We start from the raw sequence: 19,667 nt of genomic DNA on the forward strand, positions 1-19,667 counted from the left end.
CCCGGCTTGCTTCAATTGACGATTGATGCTGTCGGCCAGCTTGTCGAGTCCTTCGTCGACAGAGACCTCCTTTGCGACCATCTTCTGCAACGATGCCGCCCACTCGGTCGTCAGGTCAAAGAACAAGGGCTGCGCCGTGAAGTAGATCTTGGCGCCGGGCGAGGAGACGTCATGCTGCTCGAGATATCCGGGATAGGATTTCGCGATCCGGTCGCGGAATTCGCTGTCCTTCCACACCGACGCCCGCACCGGATTGACAAAATCCATTTTGCGCGCGCCGAACAAATCATGCTCCACGGAGGCCGCCCACTGCATGAACAACCAGGCCGCGTCCTTCTGCTTTGAGAACCTCGACAGCGCGAGCGACCAGATCCAGACATTCGGCGTCGGCGCCTTGGCTGCCGGATTGGGGGCGAAAGGTGCGTAGCCCAGATTGCCCTTTTCCTTGTTGTCGCCGCCGTTCATGAAGTAGCCGAGAATGTCGGCGTCGAAGATCATGCCGGAAGCGCCGGCGCCAAGGTCGGTGCCGACCTGATACCAGGTGTAGGTCGACCAGTTCTTCGGTCCCGAGCCCTGGATCATCCTGACCCATTTCTCGTGGAATTCCTTCGATGCCTTCGTGTTCATCGCGGCCTTCAGCTTGCCGCCCTCCATCACGAAATCCTTCTGCCCGAAGTTTGAATAGGCCGACAGGAAACCGGGATGGATGGTCGCCCAGGAGCGCGAGCCGCGGACGCCGACGCCGTAGGGCCCTCCCGCGTCCTTGGTGATTTTGGCCGCGACCTCGATCATCTCATCGAGGTTCTTCGGCGGCTTGACGCCGACCTTGTCGAAGACCTTGCGGTTATAGGCGATGTTGTTGAGCTCATAGCCCCAAGGGATGCACCATTGCTTGGCCTTGCCGGAGCCGAGCTCGGAGCCTGCAACGCCGTCCCATGCCGTCGAGGCACGCAATCCAGGCAGCACGTCTTCCCAAGCGAACGCCGGATTGGTTTTTGCGGGATCCTTGATGTAGGTGTTGAGGTCCTCGATCCAGCCTGCCGGACCGTAGGTCCAGGTCATGTAGGCCCCGGTCATGAAGGCGTCATACTGGTCCGACTTCGAGGACAGCGCCGCCGTCACCTTGTCGAAATACACGTCCTCCGGAAAGATGTCGTAAGCGACGTTCATGCCAGTCAGCGCCTTGAACGCCTCGATATCGCCGATCATCGCATCGACGTAAGGATGCTTGTTCAACAGCAGCTTGACCGTCTTGCCGCTGTGGGCCTTCCAGTTGAAATCCGCGGCCATCGCCCCCGACACGGAGGATGCGAAGGCCGCGTTTGCGGCGACGCCTGCGATACCGAGCTTGGCGGCGCCATCCAGCAGATCGCGCCGGCTGATGCGTTTGGCGGCGTAGGATTCGAAAAGGTTCTTCTCACGATCGAACATTCATTCCTCCCAGGTTGCGCTTCTTACTTTCCCTTCCGGCCTTTGTTTTTTGCTCTTCCGGATGTTTTCTCCGGCTTGTCGGAAGCGAGCGCCTGAGCGGTCGCTTCGTCGATGATCAATCCGTGAAGTATGCCGCTGCGCAGCACGCCGCGGAGCGCCGTCACCTTGGCTGGGCCACCGGCGATGGCGACGATCCGGTGCTTCCTGAGATCGGCCACGCTCATGGAGGTCGCCCGCGCCGACAGGTCGGTATTCAGCACTGTTCCGTCGGCGCTGAAGAAATGCCCGAGCAGATCCGCGCAGGCGCCGACCCGCTTCAATTCGGCCACCTCATCGGGCTTGATCATGCCGCTCGACACCAGAAACCCATCACGGCTGACCTGGCCGATGCCGACGAACAGGAGCGAAGCCTTGCGCGCCAGCGCAAACACTTCGGCAATGCCGTATTGCTGCATCAGGACGGCCCGGTCAGCGACCGAATTGGCGAATACCGGCACCGGCAACAGATAGGCCTCCGCGTCCGTGCGCTCGGCGAGGCGATGAATGACATCGAACGGATTGGCCGCGAATTTCCGCGTCAACCCGCCAAGCAGCGACACGAACTGCACGTTGCTTGCGGGCGTTTGCGGCATCTGCTCGACCACGGCAGCGAGTGTGCGGCCATGGCCGACACCGATGACCTTGTCTTCGCCGCGTTCGAGGATCTGACGCAGGAAGCTTGCACCTTCGAGCGCCAGCGCCTTGAGCGGCAGGCCGCCCTCCCCGAGATCGGGCGCGACGCGGCAGAACGCCAGGCCGAAGCGCTGGGTAAGCGTGTTTTCCAGCGCGACGCACTCCGCCACCGGGCCTTCCACGAAAACGCGAATCATGCCCTCGCGGCTCGCGCGCGCGATCAGGCGATGCGCCTTGGTGCTCTGGATGTTCAGGCGGCTTGCGACTTCCGACTGCGTCAGTCCGGCGGCGAAATACAGCCACGCCGCGCGGGTCGCGAGCGACGCATCGCCATCGATCATGGGCAGCTTGTCGGAAGGGGCAGCCACGCTCGAAAGGTCCCACTTGCAAATTTCTTCACAGGCTGCAAAAAATTGCAGAGGGCAAACCAACCGTCAAGCCCTTACTCATGCTGCGATGCAATCGGATCAGCGGGATCCTGTTGCTCGCGCGAAGCCGAAGTAGGCCAGCGGTCATAGAGGCGAGCGCCAAATGGTGGTGAATTCCAATGGCAGGTTTGTTCCTCGGAATTGATATGGGGACCGGCGGCGTTCGCGCATGCGCTGTCGACGCGCAAGGCAACGTCCAGGGTTTTGCCTCGACTGCACTCCCCGCCCCGCGCCAGGATGGCGACGCCGTTGACCAGGAGCCGGAACTTTGGTGGCAGGCCGCGGTCACGACCATTCGCAAGCTTGGGGAGACCATCGATCTCGGCCGCGTGGAACATATTGCCGTTGACGGCACATCCGGCACGCTGCTGCTGATCGATGCGCTCGGCCGGCCGTGTTCGCCCGGGCTGATGTACAATGACGCGCGTGCCGTCCGGGAAGCGGAACGTATCGCTGATGTTGCGCCGGCGGAAAGCGGCGCCCATGGCCGCAGCAGCGCGCTCGCCAAGCTGCTCCATCTTCTGAACCGCGGCGATGTCGGGAATGCGCGTCATGCTGTTCATCAGGCCGATTGGATTGCCGGCCGGCTCGCGGACCGCCACGGCATCAGCGACGAAAACAACGCGCTGAAGCTTGGCTACGACCCGATAGCCCGTGCATGGCCGGCCTGGCTTGACCGGCTCGATGTCCCCGGCGAATGGCTGCCAAAGGCGCTTGTGCCGGGCACGCCCTTCGCCGAGATCGATCCGAACGTCGCGCGCACGCTTGGGCTTTCGCCGTCAACGCGCATTGCGGCCGGCACGACTGATGGCGTCGCAGCCTTCATCGCCACCCGCGCCGATCAACCGGGCGACGCCGTCACCTCCCTCGGAACGACGCTGGTGGTGAAACTGCTGGCAACGCAGCCGATCTTCGCGGCTAACCAAGGCGTCTATTCGCACCGCCTTGGCGAGCGCTGGCTCGCTGGCGGAGCCTCCAACACCGGCGGCGCGGCGCTGCTTTTGCATTTCACGACCGAGGAGATGCAACGTTTGACGCCGCAGCTCACGCCGGCGGAACCGACCGGACTCGATTACTATCCGCTGCCCAAACCTGGCGAACGCTTTCCAATCGCCGATCCGAGGCTCGAGGCACGGATCACGCCGCAACCAGCCGAAGACCACCGCTTCTTTCAGGGGCTTCTCGAGGGCATCGCTTCGGTCGAGGCGCTCGCCTACCAGCGCCTCGCTTTGCTCGGAGCCCCACACTTGCGCCGCGTCGTCAGCATTGGCGGCGGTGCGAGGAACCATGCCTGGACCGCTATCCGACATCGCATTCTCGGGGTTCCCGTCGCCGTCGCCGAGCAGACCGAGGCGAGCTACGGCGCGGCGTTGCTTGCATTGCACGGCGGTCCGCCATGAACGTCGCCACAACCGCGATCTCCGGCCTTCGCGCGATCGCCGACAGGTTCGACCACGTCCTGCTCGACCAATGGGGAACCTTGCACGAGGGCAAGGCGATCTTTCCGGCCGCACGTGAATGTGTGACCCGGCTGCGCGAGGCCGGCAAGCGCGTCCTTGTACTCTCGAACTCCGGCAAGCGCGCGAGCAGCAACCAGGAGCGCCTCGCCACACTCGGCCTGTCGCCGGAAGCCTACGACGGCATTTTGTCGTCCGGCGAAGTCACCTGGAGCGGGCTTCACGCACGGGCGCACGAACCCTTCGCTGGATTGGGCCGGGCCTGTTTCCTGATCACGCGGGGTGGCGATCGATCCATTGTCGACGGGCTCGACCTGACCATCGTGACGGATGTGCAAGAGGCCGATTTCATCCTGCTCGGCGGGCTCGACGATGCCGCCGCCGAGCCCGAGCGCTGGCGCGAATGGCTGAGCACCGCGGCCGCGCGCCGGCTGCCGATGCTATGCGCCAATCCCGATCTCGTCATGTTCGGAGCAAAGGGATTGATCCCCGCGCCGGGAGCGCTGGCAGCCTTCTATCAGCGGCTCGGCGGCACCGCGACATTTGTCGGCAAACCTCATGCGCCCATGTTTGCGGCGGCGCTGGAGCGATTGGGAAATCCCGACCCGCGCCGCGTTCTCGTCATAGGCGATTCCCTCGATCACGACATCGCCGGCGGGCGTGCCGCAGCGATGCTGACCCTGCTCGTCCGTTCAGGCGCCCACCGGGAGACGCTGGCGGATGCCGACGAACTGCCGGCGATCCGGGTGGCAGCCGGCTCGGAAGCCGGAATGCCGCACTGGACGATGAAGCATCTCACCTGGTGAGGTTCGCGCGATGCAACAGCCCGAAATCCTGAACGAGCTCCGCCGCATGTCGGCGCAAGTCGGCCGAAACATACAGCTGGTACAAGGCGCCGGCGGCAACTCTTCCATCAAGCACGGCGACGTGCTCTGGGTGAAGGCGTCAGGCACCTGGCTCGCCGACGCCGAGGACAAGGAGATCTTCGTGCCGGTTTCGCTCCCGAGGGCCCGCGCCGCACTCGCTGCCGGCAATGAGCGCATACCGCTGGCGTCCGGTCATCCTGAAGGCCCACTTCGTGCCTCGATCGAGACCTCGCTGCATGCGCTGATGCCTCATCGGGTCGTTCTTCATGTCCATTCAGTCAACACCATCGCCTGGTCGGTCCGGTCGGATGCCGGGGACGAATTGATCGCCCGACTGCGCGGCCTGGCCTGGCGCCGGCTCGATTATCATCATCCCGGCTTGCCGCTTGCGCAGGCCGTGAGCGAGAGTCTCGCGCAAGGTCCGGCCGACGTCCTGATCCTCGGTAATCATGGCCTCGTGGTCGGCGCCGCGACCTGCGAGGCGGCGGGTGAATTGGTAACTGAAGTGGAACGCCGGCCGGCACTGGAGCCGCACGGCGCCGCGCGCACTGACCATGGTTCGCTTTACCGGATCTGTGCGGGCTCGCAATATCGTCTGCCGCAAGATCCGCTCTGCCACACGCTTGGCACCGATCACCACAATTTGGCGATTGCCACGAAGGGCTCGCTATATCCGGATCATGTCGTGTTTCTCGGACCTGCCCTGCCGGTGTTGTCGGAGGGCGAGAATCTGACCACGAAAGTTGCCCTTACTGTTACGCGCGGTTACCCTCCTCCGGTCGCCGTGATCGTTCCCGGTAAAGGCACCGTGATCCGCAACGACTCCAGCGCCGGCGCGGAAGCCATGTTGAGCTGCCTCGCACTTGTGACCAGCCGCCTGCCTCGGAACGCGACGATCAAATACCTGTCGTCGCGCGATGAGCAGGCCCTGCTGAACTGGGATGCCGAGCACTACCGACAACAGATGACAGAAGATCGCTGATGCGACGGGTGTGTTCGCCGTGTCAACGTTTTTGGATCATGCCATGGGGCATTCAGGATGAAGCAAATGATGATCCGGCCGATTCAGTCCATGCGCTATGGTGGACGGGCGGATGCGGCTGCATTGTTGAGCCAGACAGCCCGCCGCCAGAGAGAGTCTGTGGGAGGCGAAGCATGCTGAAATCGATCGATCCAATTCTGAATGCAGACGTCCTTTACGCATTGCGCGCCATGGGTCATGGCGACGATCTCGTCCTCTGCGACACCAATTTCCCAGCCGACGCGGTTGCCCGTCAGACCGTGCTGGGCCGCCTCCTTCGTATCGATAACGTCACCGCGGCCCGGGCGGCGCGGGCCGTCCTTTCAGTCCTGCCGCTCGACTCCTTTGTCGAAAAGCCCGCGTCGCGGATGGAAATCGTCGGTCAGCCCAACGATGTCCCTCCTGTGCAGCTCGAGGTGCAGAAGGAGATCGACGCGGCAGAGGGACGCTCCTTGTCGATGGGCTCGGTCGAGCGATTTGCCTTCTATGAACGTGCGAAGAATGCCTATTGCGTGATCCAGACCGGCGAACGACGCTTCTACGGCTGCTTCATTTTCAAGAAGGGCGTCATCGCTCCCGACACGACGTAGCTTGGCGAAACAACAGACCCGCGAAAAAGCCGCGATGAAGACGAAACCTTTGCGTCATCAAACACCCGTCGGCAACAACGCCGATCTTTCTCAGCGCTATCGCGAGTCGCTACCGCGAAGACGATGTCAGCGGATCACATCACCCACCCATGCTCGGACGGAGAAGTCATAAACAGTCTACATAACCAAACAGGGAGGTTACGCGATGAAACGGCAAGGACACGATTCGCATCCAGCAATGCGACCGAACCGGCGCGCTGTCTTGATGGGAGCAGCCAGTGCCGCCGCACTGGGTACGACTGGCGCGCTCGGCACGTTCTCCGGGCTTGCGTTGGCACAGAACAATTTGCGGTCCCAGATCTCGCTAATCCCGGGAGTGGGAAAAGGCGCGCCAACCGATGCCGATTGGCAGAAGGTCGGCGAACTCTGCCTCGGCCCGACCAAGGCCAGTGTCAGGGAAGGAGAATTCAAGGGCGTCGAGCTCTCCTTCATGGGGCTGAACAACCAGAATCTGCACAATTTGCTGTTCCGCGGTTTCCTGAAACCGTGGGAGGCCTATACGGGCGCCAAGATTTCATGGATCGACCTCGCTCAAGCTGACTACAACCCGCGACTGCAGCAAGCGATCGCGACCGGCACGGTCGACTTCGACATCCTCGAAATGGGCGCACCGTTCGAGGGAGACGTGTGCGGCAAGGGACTGGCGTCGGAGATGCCGGACTGGGTCAAGAAGCAGATCGATATCGACGATTACGTCGACTATCTGAAACCGCCGGTCGGAACCTGGAACGGCAAGACCTATCGCGTCACGATCGACGGTGACTGCCACAACTTCAACTACAGAACCGACTATTTCTCAGACCCCGCTCTCGCGAAGGCCTGGAAGGACGCCGGCAACCAGAGCGAATGGGGCGTGCCGAAGACCTGGCAGCAGGTCCAGGCGGTTACAAAATTCCTCAAGGGCAAGAAGATCAAGGGCCAGAACGCATACGGTTACCTCGATGCGCCGAAGCCCTGGGGTGGGTTCGGCTTCTACTTCCTTGCCAGCCGCGCCTCTGCTTACGCCAAGCATCCGGACGACAAGGCCTGGCTGTTCGATGTCGACACGATGAAGCCGCGCATCAACAATCCGGCCTGGGTTCGCGCCATTCAGGACGTCATCGACGCCTTACCGTCCGAGCCGGCCGATCAGCTCAACGCCGACCCCAACACCACCGGTTTCCAGCAATTCCTGGCCGGCATCGGCTCGATGATCCCCTGGTGGGGAGACATCGGCCAAGTGGCGAAGGCGAGCGACACCTCCGTCGTCGGGGATATCGTCAGCTTCGACATCCTGCCCGGATCGGACGACGTCTACAATTCCAAGACAGGCAAGTGGGACAAACTCGCGACCGGTCCAAACCATGCGCCGAACTGCGCCTATCTCGGTTGGGGCATCTACGTTATGGCAAGGGTCGCAAGCGACGAGCGCAAGCACAAGGCGGCCTGGAGCGCAGCCGCACATCTCGGCGGCAAGGACCTCTCGCTCTGGACGGTCATGTATCCGTCGGGCTTCCAGGCGCACCGGACCAGCCATTTCGAATTCGATGAGTGGGTGGCGGCCGGCTATGACCGGAAATACATCACGTCCTATCTGAACTCGCAGCGCACTTCCTATAATCACCCCAACCGGGCGGTCGAGCCGCGCATCCCGGGCATCTTCCAGTATTACAGCATCGCCGAGGATGAGCTGACCAAGATCTTCGCCGGCAAAATCGACGCGCAGACCGGCGCGAACAATATCGCCGCCGCCTGGGAAAAGCTGACCGACCAGATCGGTCGCGAAAAGCAGATCGCGCTCTACAAGGCGTCTCTCGGCGTGTAGCATCCCAGCTACATTCCGCCTGATCACCATCGGGCTTTCGGCTGGCACCGCGTCGGGTGCCAGCCGAGGACTTCTCCTCCGTGCGACTGGGTCAAAGTCCAAATCGGCAGAGTGCGATCTTGATGCAGAATTCATCATCGGCGGCGGACGCCGGGCATCACAAGCCCGCCTCGCCGCGCGTTGCCGGCAGCCGGAAAAATGTGGGACGGGCGGTCGTCATCCTTGCCTCGCTAGCGTTCCTGGTCCTGCTCCTCATCCAGATTCTGTACACGACCGGAGCGACCACATCAGGCTTCGCCGATTGGCGCCCGATCCTTGCTGCGTATCTGTTCTGGGCCGTCGCGATCGGCGTCGGCCAGGTCGTGATCCGGGGGGAGCGCGGTCTGCGTGCGCTGTTCCTGCTACCGGCTGTTTTCTTCACTGTTGCGGTCGTGATTTTTCCGACGCTGTTCGGAATCTACATCGCGTCGCTGGATTGGAACCTGAGCTCGCTCGAAGGCCCGCGCTTCTACGGCTTCAACAATCTCATCGCATTGTTTCACGACACTTACTACTGGAACGCGCTAGGCAACATGATCTTCTACACGGCCGCAGTGATTGGCGAGTATGCGGTCGCGTTTGGACTGGCGCTGTTGCTGAACGCCGAGATACGAGCGCGGAAATTCTTTCGCGTCGTCTTCCTGCTGCCCATGATGCTAAGTCCGGTCGCCGTGAGCTGGATGATCGGCAAGTCACTGATGGAATACCGCTTTGGCCCGGCCGCTACATTGGCGCGCTATTTGGGGTGGGAAAATCCGGCGTTCTTCGCCTCGCCATGGATGGCGTGGCTGAGCATCCAGGCCATGGATGCCTGGGTATCGATCCCCTTCATCATGATCATCCTGCTCGCCGGTTTGCAGGCGATGCCCAAGGAGGTGCAGGAAGCAGCCAAGGTCGATGGTGCGAACGGCTGGCAAGCGTTCTGGCATGTCACATTCCCCATCATGCTGCCGGTGAGCATCACCGTCCTGATTATCAGGATCATTTTCAAGCTGAAGCTCGCCGACATCGTGATCAACGTGACCGCAGGGGGGCCCGGCGGCGCCACCGACACGGTTTCGAGCTTCATTTACCGCGTCTATCGCGATCGGTCGAATGTCGGATACGGCACCGGTCTCGCCATATTCTACCTGCTCTTGATTATCGCGCTGCTGACGATATTGCTGCGCCTGTCCAATCGCTGGACGCAGAAAGTCGAGTAGCACGAGATCGAAGCAGGTTTCTCAAGGGAGTGCTCGGTTGGCCACATTCACCTCGGCATCGAAGCCGGTCCGCAAGCACCATCCGGCGCCTTGGGCAAAGCGACTCCTGGGCCGGGTGCTGATCTATGGAGCATTGCTGTTCTGGGCGTTCGTCTGCCTGTTCCCGATCTATTGGACTATCACCACTTCGTTCAAATCGGCAGTTGATGTGACGCAGGGTCACTTGATCCCGTGGCTGGATTTTCAGCCAGATTGGAAAGGCTGGCGTTCGCTCGGCCTGTCGCCGGATACGATATTCGGAACATCCACCTCGCGCGCCGAGTTCGGAAGCCGGTTCGCGAACAGCATCGTCACGTCGGTCGGCGCGTCGGTGCTGGCGCTCATCCTCGGCTCGCTGGCGGCTTACGGCTTGAGCAGATTCCGATACAAGTTCGGATGGATGCGTAACGACGATATCCTCTTCTTCTTCATGTCCCAGCTGATCTTGCCGCCGGTCGTCCTCGCGTTGCCGTTCCTGGTGCTGTACAAGGCACTGTCCTTGCTCGACACGAGATTTGGCTTGATCCTGCTCTACACGCTGACGGTTCTGCCGATTGTCATCTGGATCATGCGCGACCAGTTCAATTCCATCCCGATCGAACTCGATGAGGCTGCTTTCGTGGACGGCCTTTCGACCTGGGGTGCCTTCATTCGCATCGTGTTGCCGCTCTCCGTTCCCGGAATGGCGGCTGCGTTCATCCTTTCGCTTGTACTGTGCTGGAACGAATACTTCTTCGCGGCGCTGCTGACGAGTACGGACGCAAAAACCCTGCCTGTCATGGTGGCAAGCCAGACCGGTTCGCAAGGCATCAACTGGTGGTCCATGGCGGCGCTGTCGACGGCGGCAATCGCTCCGCTTGTCATCGTCGGGATCTTTCTTGAACGCTACATCGTCAGCGGTTTGACCACGGGCGCTGGAAAGTAGCCAGGTGATCAATTGGCTTCGACATTCCGTCCCCGGCTTGAGAGATAGATGCGCGCCGCGTTACCGCCGAAAATGGCTGCCTTTTCATCCGGTGACTGATCGGCCAGCAGGGTTTCGACGGCGGCAAACCATTTTTCATAGCCGCCCGCCAGATTGACCACCGGCCAGTCGCTTCCCCATAGCAGGCGATGTGTCCCGAAGCATGCAACGACGTGATCCACGGCTTTCCGTAGATCCGCAGTTTGCCAGTCTGGCGCGGCCTCGGTTGCCAGACCCGATAGCTTGCAGACGATGTTGGGACGTTCGGCGAGCGACGCGATATCACCCTGCCACATCGCAAGTTCGTCGCTTGCAAGCCGCGGCTTGGCGCAATGGTCCAACACGAACTGGAGCTCGGGATGATCATCAATGACCCGCAGCAGCCGCGGCAAATGGTGCGGCAGCACCAGCGCGTCGAACACCAGGCCGTTTCGCGCCATCGCTGCCAATAGCGGCGCCAACGCAGGGCGGAGCAACCAATCGTCATCGGGAATGTCCTGCACCATCGGCCGCAACCCAACCAGGAGTTTGTGTGCGGCGAGAGCATCAATGCGCGCCTCGCCGTCGGCTGCGTCGAAATCCGTCCATCCGACCACGCCCCGCACCACCTGCGCCTTCGCCGCGATATCGAGCAGAAACATGGTCTCCGCCTCGGTCGGCGCAGCCTGCACCAAGATCGTCCCCTTGATGTCAGCCGCTGCCAGGTGCGGTGCCAGATCCGAAAGGGAAAAGTCACGATGGATCGGTGCGAGCGCGGGCGTCAACCAGCCATAATCGCCCCGAGCCAGAGTCCACAGGTGGTGATGCGCATCGATCCGCATCAGCCGGTTACCGACAGCGGAACGGGCGCTTCCGCATCCAGCAGACGCTCGGCCTTCAGATCGACCCAAAGCTCGGTCGGTACCTTGCTGGACAGCGCGGCGACGTTCCGCTCGACCTCCTGCGGGCTTTGGCCCCCCAGCACAACGCTTGCCACCGCCGGATGGCCCAGAGCAAAATGCAACGCCACGGTTGGCAGGGCAACACCATGTGCGTCGCAGACACGTTCGATCTGCGCTACCTTTGCCAAGATCTCGGGTGGCGCATCCCTATAATTGTACTTGGCACCACTCACCGCGCCGGTCGCCAGAATACCTGAATTGAATACGCCGCCGAGCAGCACACCGATTCCCTTTTGCTGCGCAAGCGGCAGAAACTCTGCCAGCGCCGGCTGCTCCAGCAGGGAATAGCGCCCGGCGAGCAGCATCGTATCGAATGATCCGGCTTGCGCGAAACGCACGCACATCTCGGCCTCGTTCACGCCGATCCCGATGCCCGCGACAACGCCCTCTCCGCGAAGCCGATCCAGCGCGACATACGCACCAGCCATCGCTTCGCGAAACCGCGCGTCGATCGCGTCGATGCCATGAGTCCAGACGTCGACGTCGTGGATCAGCAGCAGGTCCAGCCGGTCGGTCCCCAGCCGCAACAGCGACTGTTCCACCGAACGCATGGTGCCGTCATAGGAATAGTCAAACACTGCCCGGTGCGGCAGCCCACCCACAAAGCCGGAGCCGTCACCTCGCCCGTGAAACGGGTCCATCCAGCGACCGACCTTGGTGCAAACGACGATGTCCTGGCGCGGCACGCGCCTGATTGCGGCGCCGCAACGATGTTCGGCAAGGCCGTTGCCATAGTGCGGAGAAGTATCGAGGAGATTGATGCCCAGATCGAACGCGCGCTTCACCGTATCGATGGCCGTGCCATCATCCAGCTGCACGAAGAGATCACCAAGCGGCGCGGTTCCGAATCCCAGGACCGAAACCTGAAGCCGCGTCCGACCAAGGGCACGGCGCGGCACTGCGAATAGTGGCTTCATATTGACCCGCTCTTTTCGGCCCATTGCCCAGTCGCGGCGATGCGCCTTTTCTTCACGTTGCTTGCTACCGGACCTATTTCCGCTAACCGCCCCCCTGGCCAGCCATTGCCGCCCGTTAAGGGGATTGCCCTGGCCAGAGAGCGATTTTGCCACCGACAGACCTCGAGCGAAAGTCAATCCGACGGTATAAATTCGACGTGTGACTCGCGTTTGTTCAAACCCCTGGCGTCAGCGACTGAAAAGCATTCGGTGATTTGCTTGTCAGTCCGCTAACTGGCTCCATCAATGTAATTTCCCTATCAGTCGACAACTGGGTTCGGGATCGACGTTGCATCGGTTACGTGGTCACACAGCAGTCGGGCGATTTCGAAGTATGGCGATAGCGCGACGGCCCCGTTACCGTCGTAATCACATTTCCCGCATCGGAGATACTCCGGCAACAAGCAGGGGGCAAATTCACCGCATCAACTCGCGGAGAATTCTGAATTGCCAAGGCCCCTGCTTCACTCGTCGATGCCGGCCGCGTATCGGTCGGCCCTTCCATTGAAGCAACGCCTCGATGCCCTGGCGATCCTGCGGATCCTCAGATCGCCTCTCGCCGGACTGTTCGCACCACGTCGCCTTGCCTGTCGGAAGAAATTTGCAGCGAGGCCGAAAGACAATGATCGCTCCAATCGAATCACGCACTGCCGCCAGCCATCCCATTTTTTCATTAGGGAGCCAGACGTTCCGGGATCCTCACATGTATGGAGACACCGAATGACCACGACCAGACTTCTGTCAGTTGGACTAATCGCTACTGCCATGTTGATAGCCCCAGCTATGGCTCGCGAATACCGCGGAACTCCGCGGCATCTCGCGGAAGGCGTCGATGCCGGCGCCCCGCAGGGCGCTCCCCATATCGACGGGACTTTCTGTGTCCCCGCTTCTCGCGTGGGTGCATTCGCGACACAGCCCTGGGATAAGGCTCCCCCCTTGCGAACCCACGACGGGATATTACCCGCGCTGGTCGCGCTAAGCTTTCCAATGTCTGCCAGGCAGCAAGACTTACCTGACGTCTGCGCGTAGCTCGTGAGACAACAGACATTGAACATGTCGGGCTGGCTTCCCAGCCCGACTACTCTACACGTGAAGTCCGGATGTGATCAGCGACGGGCTGTGCCCGCACACACGACCGATTCCTCGAATTTGGTCTGCACCCAGCCTCCAGCAACGAAGAGCCTGAAACGGCCATCACCCATCGTTTCGCGGCCTTTGGAGCGAGCTCGTTCGACGACAACAATTGCGAGCGTAACGCATTATTCGAGACGAGTGATGCTGCCGTAATAGACGAGCTTCATGCTCGTCTCCGGCTTTGACTGGAGCGTTCCACGAGAGGCTCTATTTGAAATCAGACAAGACCTGGGTGCGCGAATGACGATTTCGGACGTTATCTACGACCTTTTCACGGTCTTCAATGCNACTCCGCCTCGCTTTCTATCTATCGCAGATCTATAAGATCGCGCGTGATCCCNGGCGACGCTGGGGCGATCTCCTATTCGACCTGGATCCTCTGGACCGCGGCGAACAGTTCGACGGCTATCTACTCCTTCACTAATCTCGGCGACCTCACGACGGCATGGACCAGTGGGCTTAACGCGCTGTGTTGCGCCATAGTGATCACGCTGAATGCGTTCAAGCAACGCCAATACCCCATGTGGCCTGGGCTGATGCCACAGAGATATCCAAACGCATTCAATTACCCTTCGGCCCGCCAACGGCGTCGCGCGAGCTGAGCCGGGTATGGTTCAAACATCCGTCTTGGCCGGAGGACAGCAATCGAGCGCGATGGATCGGAGCATTGCACGGCACGGGATCGTCCTCCCCGGAATCGCGTTACCGCTGAAATCGGGCGTCCAATCGAGATTGCACCCTGGCACCTCCAATTACAGCCCGTAGCTATAACTGCCGCTTGCGAAAGACGCCGCCAGACACCTTGATACTGCGCCAGCAAGCTCCCCTGACATGAGCGGGTAGTGGACAAGCTCCGTTATTCCGGAATCTGCCAACAGGAGTGCGCCCAAATCCGCGGTCGACGGCGCCGCCAGAATGATCGGTAACGTCGGCACGGCATCATGCAATGCTGCCGCGAGATCCAGGGTGGCGCCTCCCGGCAGGTGACACACCAGTGCCGCATCGAAACGCGCCCGCGCCGCGCGACAGGCCGCCACAGCATCGGAACTCTTTGTGAAGCCAACCGGCTCGTAGCCGAGTGCCGCCAGGATTTCCTCATGCCGCAACAGGCGTCTGCGGTCCGCCTCGAGCACAAGCACGGTTTCGCCCGCACCGCGGAGCGCCAACTCCGGCGCGTGCTGAACCAACATCGGCTCATTGAACCGAACGGATGGCAGCCACACGTCGAAGCGCGTTCCAGAACCGATTGCGCTTTGCACCTCGACCGCCCCGCCATGGTCCTCGACGATCTCACGGACCGTTGCCAGCCCAAGACCGTTGCCGTCCGGGCGCGTGGTGAAGAACGGCTCGAATATCCGCTCGACGGTTGCTTCATCCATGCCCGCCCCCGGATCGGAAACCGAAACAATCACGAATCGGCCGGGACCTATTTCGCCCCGCCCAACGCGCATGGGCTGTGCAATTTCTCGCGCTTCGATGCAAAGCTCGATCAGGCCGGGTTCATTCATCGCTTGCGCCGCGTTGTTGCAGAGATTCAAAATGACCTGCTGCAGTTGCGCCGGCTCGGCCCAGACGGTGCTCGTTTGAGTTTTCACGCTCACGACGAATTTGACATGCGAAGGCAACGAGGCGGCGAGCAGCGCCGTCGTTTCCGCAACCAGTGCGCTGACGCACAGCCGCTCCCGCCTGCCCTCCCCGCGGCGACCGAAAGTCAGAATCTGATCGACGAGTTCCCGCGCCCTTTCGCCGGCACGACGAATTTCCGCAAGGCTGTCAGCACGTCCGCCGCTCGACCTGAGGCGCGCATCGGCGATCTCCGTATAGCCGAGTATGGCCCCCACGATATTGTTAAAATTGTGCGCGATGCCGCTTGCGAAGGTGCCGATCGTCTCCATCCGCCGTGCCTGTTGCAGCTTCACCTGCAGCCGCTCCTGCTCCTGTTCGAGCCTCACACGATTGACGGCGTTGGCGATCGCGTCAAACGCCATGCGAAACAGCGGGAAGTCGGCCCACGGGATGAGATCGCCGGCCCGCACAACATCGAAACCGAGGATCGCGGCCCTCGCTCCGCCCAAGGCCGGGATGCACAACCAAGCTCGAACCCCCGCATCGGCGAGCAGGTTCATCGTACCCTGTCCGTGAACCGGCCTGACCCTGGGAATGCAAATGATGCCGTTTTCGTCCCGATCAAAGCGCGATACCGACTTTAATGCGAGATCCGGCCAGCCCTGCGGGAAATCGACGCCTGCGCGAGCCCATCGGCAACTTTTCGCTGTACTCACGAAATACGCGCGATCCGCGCCGATACATTCGGCCAATTGCTGGAGCGCACTCTCGACGTGGCCCGCGATGTCATCGGGACGCGAATTGATAAAGCGCGTCGAGACACTGGCGATCACGTGCTCAAAAGCCGCGCGGCGACGCAAGGCCATGGCCCCCGCACGCAGTTGTACTCCGAAATGCACCAGCCCGGCCAGCAGCAGCAACGATGTGGCGTACAATAAAAGCCGGTTCCTTCGGGCCAAGGCCCGCGCATCGAGCTGACGTTTCGTGATCGACGCCAGAAGCGCGTCCTGCTCGCGATTGCTCGCCTCCGCGATCAACGATTTCAGGATCGCATCGACTCCGGGAAGAACGTCATGCAACATCCCCCCGTGTCCGAGAATCGCGCGGATCGAATCAGCCTCGCCGGGCGAACTTTGCAGCCGCGACAGCCCATCCAACTTCGCCTCGACCTCGCGCGCCGCGGCCGCAGACGTATCGAGTGTAAGGTGCAGCATCGCAGCCGCCAGCGCTGAGGCAGCGAGGACAACCGCCTTGTCATCTGAAGCAGCAAGCCGGGCGCCGAACAGGCCAAAATAGGCAAAAGAGTTCTGCAGTAACGCATTCTTGGTCTTGAACTGCTCGATCAGTTCCTGGTGCCGCCGCACGCGCGCAGCCAGAACTTCAACGGCCGCACGTTCCTCGGAATCCGGACCTGCGGCTTCGCGCAATCGGACCAGCGCATCATCGTAGGCGTCCGCCAACCGCACAAGTCCGTCGTAGTTTCGCGACAGGCCGGCGCGCGCGGTCAGCACTTCCCGGCTGATCCCACGCTCGAACTTGGTGAAATCGGCAAGCGCCTTTATCTCGCGATCGAACCGAACCGAATTCATGTTCAGTCCGGTCCACAATAGCCAGGTCAGAAGCGCGAGCAGGCACAATACGCCGGCCGCCGCGTGGGTAACCTTCATCGCGCAGCTCCAACTGGCTTACCGCGATAATTGCCGGTCAGGCTATGAAGAAAGGCGACGATCGCCGTCACCTGCGGATCCGTTAGCATTGTGTTCAATTGGGCCTTGCCCATTTTGCGCACCGCATCATCGAGAGTGGGTGCACTGCCATCGTGAAAATAGGGAGGCGTCGTCGCGACGTTTCGCAAACTCGGTACGCGCAAAATTGCAGGATCTGGCGACGCCAAAGGATGGAATATGCCATGGCGCTGGAACAGATTGCCGCCGATATTTACGCCCTGATGGCAGGAGACACAGCCCAGAGATTTGAACAGATATCCGTCCAGTTCGTCAGCCGAGAGCGCGGTGGCATCTCCTGTGAGCCAGCGATCGAAGCGGCTTCCTGGCGTCACCAGCGTTCGCTGAAAGCTCGTGATGGCGTCGATGACATTGTGGGCGTCAGGGCCGCGGCCATAGGCGGCCGTGAACTTGTTGCGCATTTCGGCATCGGCGCCGAGTTTTTCGGCGACCTCGGAAGGGCTACTGCCCATAATCTTTGGGTTACCCAGCGAAGCTTTGACGTCCGACTCAGCGGTACGGAATTTTCCTTCCCATCCGAACCGGAAGCTGAGCGCCGCATTGAATACAGTAAGCGTGTTGAGTGGGAGCTCCGAGCCGTCGAGGCCGATGTCGCGTCGCCTTGGACTCGCGCCATTTGTACTGAGATCGTGGCATGACGAGCAGTTGCGCGAGTTGTCGCGCGACAGGCGGGGGTCACCGAACAATCGCTCCCCGAGCTTGACTTTCAGCGGATCGATCTCGGGAGGCCTCACCAGGGCGGTGACTGGCTCGTCGGCGCTTGTCGATGCAGGCGCCGGTCCGAATGGTTGTGCTTGCGCCGACGAAAGCTGCAAGCAACCTAACATGAGGGTACAAACCCCAACTGTTCGCCGCCAACTTGCACGGCGAACCGTTGGGGTTTCACCAGGTTTGGGCAATTGCCGCAGCTTTACGCGCAACATCTCGCCCAATATGTGGTCCGAAAGGAAATGTTCGGCCCCTTTCAAGTATTCTTGATCGGAGCGGAACAGCTTCGCCGGGACCGGCGCCGCCCGCGGATCCAGGCTTGCGGCACCAGGGTGGTCATGCCAGCCCTCAGTCCGCTGGAGAGTATCGAGCGGCCAGCGGCATGACAGAAGCCGATTCCGGCGACGGCGAGAAAGACCGCATCAGCAATCATGACAGAACCCCACGACCCGCTCGATCTCGGATCGGCTGGAAATGCCCATATCTCGCAACGTGCGATCGTCGAATTGTCCCAGCGCCGATACGGCCCGCCTGATCTCCCGTTCCCGGCGCCAATGAGCCCAGAGCGCAGCACCCGCGTCATGAATGAACACCAGCCAACTCCGGTGCCATGGCGGCTGCGCATCGAGCGTCGGGCCATGCCCAAGTTGGATGACATTTCCGTCCTCCGACAGCAGACCTGATTCCTGCTTGCGCCCGGTCGCGGTTGGCTCGCGACCTCGATGATCCTGCAGAGAATCCCTTCTCGCCACGAGGACGGGCTGAACCGGAAAGTTCGCGGTCGGATACAGCGCCATGCCATATGCGCCAAAGTCTTCCGTGAAAGAGGCCAACACCGACCACCAAAGCGAAGTCGGCGCGTAGTCCGCTCCCGCGACCGTCGAGATCGCTTCCGGGCAGCAATCCGCCAGATCCGGCCTCACGGCCGAGGTTTGACGGACAACGCCGTGATCATCCGACAGCACGGCGCAGACAGCTCCGCCCTTTTGCGGATCATGGTGCAGCCCAACGAAACGGTTCACATTCAGAGACGCCTGCTTCTTCAACATGAAAGTTCTCCCACCACACGTTTGCAGGAGAACTCTGAAGGTCGGCTGTTACATCGTGGTCACCGCTACAAGAAAAAGGGTTACAGCTGCAGTCCGCTACCGCCTTCCTTTCGCCACCACGGGCAACGTTGCCACTCCGAAAAGCGAGCGGGATTGGAACGGTTCTAGAACGGCTCCACCGGCAACGCGAACACATAGCCTACTCCGCGCTCGGTCTGAATAATGCGTGGCGCGCTAGGATCGGTCTCCAACTTGCGCCGCAGTCGCAGGACCTGAACGTCGATGCTCCGGTCGAAGATATCTTCGTGGACGCGCGTTGCCTGCAGCAGGTATTCGCGGGTCAGCGGTCGCTTCGGCGCCTCGAGGAACGCCAGCAACAGGGCATATTCACCCTTGCTCAGCGCGACCGTGCTGTTATTGGCATCGAGCAACTTTCGACCGCGGCGTTCGAGCGTCCAGCCGTTGAAACGATATCCGCCGCGCTCGGGATCGCGGGCGCGGGCGGCCCTCCCCATTTCCTGCCGCCGCAACACCGCGCGGACGCGCGCCAGCAGCTCCCTGAGGCTGAACGGCTTGATGATGTAATCGTCCGCGCCGAGCTCAAGGCCGACGATACGGTCGATTTCATCTGGACGGTGACCGGTGGTGATAATGACCGGTACATCGGAATAGGAGCGAATTTCTCTCAGGAGATCGAGCCCATCGTCCTGACCAAGCCTCAGATCCAGAATGATCAGGCTGGGCTCCGTTCCTTCAAGCTGACGCTTCAATTCGTCCTTGCTGGATGCCGCCCTGGTCGGAACGTCGTGATCCTCCAGATATCTGATCACCATCTGCCGCAGCGTGGAATCATCGTCGACGACGATTATGTGGCCGGCTTCTGTTGACATGAATCGATCCCGCAAACTCTTTGTCGCTAACCGAGTCGTGATGTCTGGATTGGAGCGAAATGCGTCTATCATCGCCAATAGCTCTTTTGATCGATTGAAATAGGG

The 19,667-nt window shown here is 61.2% G+C and carries 15 protein-coding genes; 7 read left to right on the top strand and 8 right to left on the bottom strand.

Features of this window, described 5'->3' with window-relative positions; genetic code table 11:
* A partial coding sequence (locus CQ14_RS05935; RefSeq protein WP_057857217.1) for an extracellular solute-binding protein occupies positions 1-1,431 on the bottom strand: 1,431 nt, incomplete at its 3' end.
* A 23-nt stretch (positions 1,432-1,454) separates the two neighbouring features.
* Positions 1,455-2,444, bottom strand: coding sequence for a sugar-binding transcriptional regulator (locus CQ14_RS05940; RefSeq protein ID WP_057856997.1), 990 nt, complete (start codon positions 2,442-2,444; stop codon positions 1,455-1,457).
* A 206-nt stretch (positions 2,445-2,650) separates the two neighbouring features.
* Here CQ14_RS05940 and CQ14_RS05945 point away from each other — a divergent pair, with 206 nt between their 5' ends.
* From CQ14_RS05945 to CQ14_RS05975, 7 genes are all read left to right on the top strand, one after another.
* On the top strand, positions 2,651-3,931 hold the full coding sequence (locus tag CQ14_RS05945; RefSeq protein ID WP_057856998.1) for an FGGY-family carbohydrate kinase: 1,281 nt from the start codon (positions 2,651-2,653) through the stop codon (positions 3,929-3,931).
* Positions 3,928-4,794 carry a TIGR01459 family HAD-type hydrolase gene (locus CQ14_RS05950; protein WP_057856999.1) on the top strand — a complete coding sequence of 289 codons (867 nt, stop codon included), beginning with the start codon at positions 3,928-3,930 and terminating at the stop codon, positions 4,792-4,794. The genes CQ14_RS05945 and CQ14_RS05950 overlap by 4 nt, the downstream gene beginning before the upstream one ends.
* Before the next feature lie 10 nt (positions 4,795-4,804).
* Positions 4,805-5,836: a class II aldolase/adducin family protein gene (locus CQ14_RS05955; protein WP_057857000.1), complete on the top strand. Its 1,032-nt coding sequence runs from the start codon at positions 4,805-4,807 to the stop codon at positions 5,834-5,836.
* Between the two features lie 173 nt (positions 5,837-6,009).
* Positions 6,010-6,465 carry an RbsD/FucU family protein gene (locus CQ14_RS05960; protein ID WP_057857001.1) on the top strand — a complete coding sequence of 152 codons (456 nt, stop codon included), beginning with the start codon at positions 6,010-6,012 and terminating at the stop codon, positions 6,463-6,465.
* Between the two features lie 205 nt (positions 6,466-6,670).
* Positions 6,671-8,329: an extracellular solute-binding protein gene (locus tag CQ14_RS05965; protein WP_057857002.1), complete on the top strand. Its 1,659-nt coding sequence runs from the start codon at positions 6,671-6,673 to the stop codon at positions 8,327-8,329.
* Between the two features lie 122 nt (positions 8,330-8,451).
* Complete coding sequence (locus CQ14_RS05970; protein WP_057857003.1) at positions 8,452-9,570, top strand: carbohydrate ABC transporter permease; 1,119 nt, start codon at positions 8,452-8,454, stop codon at positions 9,568-9,570.
* A gap of 37 nt (positions 9,571-9,607) precedes the next feature.
* Positions 9,608-10,534: a carbohydrate ABC transporter permease gene (locus CQ14_RS05975; RefSeq protein ID WP_057857004.1), complete on the top strand. Its 927-nt coding sequence runs from the start codon at positions 9,608-9,610 to the stop codon at positions 10,532-10,534.
* A gap of 8 nt (positions 10,535-10,542) precedes the next feature.
* Here the strand turns inward: CQ14_RS05975 and CQ14_RS05980 are convergent, their stop codons facing one another.
* The 6 genes from CQ14_RS05980 to CQ14_RS06005 form a co-directional block, all read right to left on the bottom strand.
* Positions 10,543-11,394: an amidohydrolase family protein gene (locus CQ14_RS05980; RefSeq protein ID WP_245320210.1), complete on the bottom strand. Its 852-nt coding sequence runs from the start codon at positions 11,392-11,394 to the stop codon at positions 10,543-10,545.
* Positions 11,394-12,431, bottom strand: coding sequence for an aldo/keto reductase (locus tag CQ14_RS05985; RefSeq protein WP_057857219.1), 1,038 nt, complete (start codon positions 12,429-12,431; stop codon positions 11,394-11,396). Before CQ14_RS05985 ends, CQ14_RS05980 begins: the two co-directional genes overlap by 1 nt.
* 1,925 nt (positions 12,432-14,356) lie before the next feature.
* Entirely contained in the window at positions 14,357-16,837 is a 2,481-nt protein-coding gene (locus tag CQ14_RS05990) for a two-component system VirA-like sensor kinase (RefSeq protein ID WP_057857005.1), read from the bottom strand.
* Positions 16,834-17,883, bottom strand: coding sequence for a cytochrome-c peroxidase (locus CQ14_RS05995; RefSeq protein ID WP_245320211.1), 1,050 nt, complete (start codon positions 17,881-17,883; stop codon positions 16,834-16,836). Before CQ14_RS05995 ends, CQ14_RS05990 begins: the two co-directional genes overlap by 4 nt.
* 162 nt (positions 17,884-18,045) lie before the next feature.
* On the bottom strand, positions 18,046-18,672 hold the full coding sequence (locus CQ14_RS06000; protein ID WP_057857006.1) for a DUF1127 domain-containing protein: 627 nt from the start codon (positions 18,670-18,672) through the stop codon (positions 18,046-18,048).
* 164 nt (positions 18,673-18,836) lie between these two features.
* Positions 18,837-19,562, bottom strand: a complete 726-nt coding sequence (locus tag CQ14_RS06005; RefSeq protein WP_057857007.1) for a response regulator — start codon at positions 19,560-19,562, stop codon at positions 18,837-18,839.
* Positions 19,563-19,667: the final 105 nt, after the last annotated feature.

Origin of the sequence: Bradyrhizobium lablabi (assembly GCF_001440475.1) — a bacterium.
Classification (GTDB): domain Bacteria; phylum Pseudomonadota; class Alphaproteobacteria; order Rhizobiales; family Xanthobacteraceae; genus Bradyrhizobium; species Bradyrhizobium lablabi.

What these genes read in the sequence shown, in the direction of transcription:
- CQ14_RS05940 (WP_057856997.1), bottom strand. Translation starts at nt 2,444, where the DNA reads ATGATCGATGGCGATGCGTCGCTCGCGACCCGCGCGGCGTGGCTGTAT.
- CQ14_RS05945 (WP_057856998.1), top strand. Translation starts at nt 2,651, where the DNA reads ATGGCAGGTTTGTTCCTCGGAATTGATATGGGGACCGGCGGCGTTCGC.
- CQ14_RS05950 (WP_057856999.1), top strand. Translation starts at nt 3,928, where the DNA reads ATGAACGTCGCCACAACCGCGATCTCCGGCCTTCGCGCGATCGCCGAC.
- CQ14_RS05955 (WP_057857000.1), top strand. Translation starts at nt 4,805, where the DNA reads ATGCAACAGCCCGAAATCCTGAACGAGCTCCGCCGCATGTCGGCGCAA.
- CQ14_RS05960 (WP_057857001.1), top strand. Translation starts at nt 6,010, where the DNA reads ATGCTGAAATCGATCGATCCAATTCTGAATGCAGACGTCCTTTACGCA.
- CQ14_RS05965 (WP_057857002.1), top strand. Translation starts at nt 6,671, where the DNA reads ATGAAACGGCAAGGACACGATTCGCATCCAGCAATGCGACCGAACCGG.
- CQ14_RS05970 (WP_057857003.1), top strand. Translation starts at nt 8,452, where the DNA reads ATGCAGAATTCATCATCGGCGGCGGACGCCGGGCATCACAAGCCCGCC.
- CQ14_RS05980 (WP_245320210.1), bottom strand. Translation starts at nt 11,394, where the DNA reads ATGCGGATCGATGCGCATCACCACCTGTGGACTCTGGCTCGGGGCGAT.
- CQ14_RS05985 (WP_057857219.1), bottom strand. Translation starts at nt 12,431, where the DNA reads ATGAAGCCACTATTCGCAGTGCCGCGCCGTGCCCTTGGTCGGACGCGG.
- CQ14_RS05990 (WP_057857005.1), bottom strand. Translation starts at nt 16,837, where the DNA reads ATGAAGGTTACCCACGCGGCGGCCGGCGTATTGTGCCTGCTCGCGCTT.
- CQ14_RS06000 (WP_057857006.1), bottom strand. Translation starts at nt 18,672, where the DNA reads ATGTTGAAGAAGCAGGCGTCTCTGAATGTGAACCGTTTCGTTGGGCTG.
- CQ14_RS06005 (WP_057857007.1), bottom strand. Translation starts at nt 19,562, where the DNA reads ATGTCAACAGAAGCCGGCCACATAATCGTCGTCGACGATGATTCCACG.